The following is a 260-nucleotide window of genomic DNA, read 5'->3' on the forward strand; positions in this document are numbered from 1 at the left end:
CGAGGCGCTGTTCTCGCGGATGGTGGACGACGCGCTGTACCAGTCGGTGGTGCGCGCGCAGGTGAGGGGCCGCCTCACGGACCCCAGCCCCTTCGACCTCGGGGAGCAGCGCGCGCAGGCCGAGTCGCTCGTCGCGGACGCGATGCTGCCGAAGATGCGCGGCCTGTGGGAGGCGCAGTTCGCGCACCTCGGGTACCGCCTGAAGCCGGGCGAGCCGCACCTCGCGTGGCCGCGGCTGTTCACGGGCGTGTTCCCGCTGG

General features: G+C 73.8%; 1 protein-coding gene. It reads left to right on the forward strand.

The annotated features are described in order from the left end of the window. The coding region (locus DEIPI_RS30880; protein ID WP_045234268.1) for a DUF4127 family protein at nucleotides 1-260 on the forward strand (260 nt) is incomplete at both ends.

Source organism: Deinococcus pimensis DSM 21231, from assembly GCF_000519345.1.
Classification (GTDB): domain Bacteria; phylum Deinococcota; class Deinococci; order Deinococcales; family Deinococcaceae; genus Deinococcus_A; species Deinococcus_A pimensis.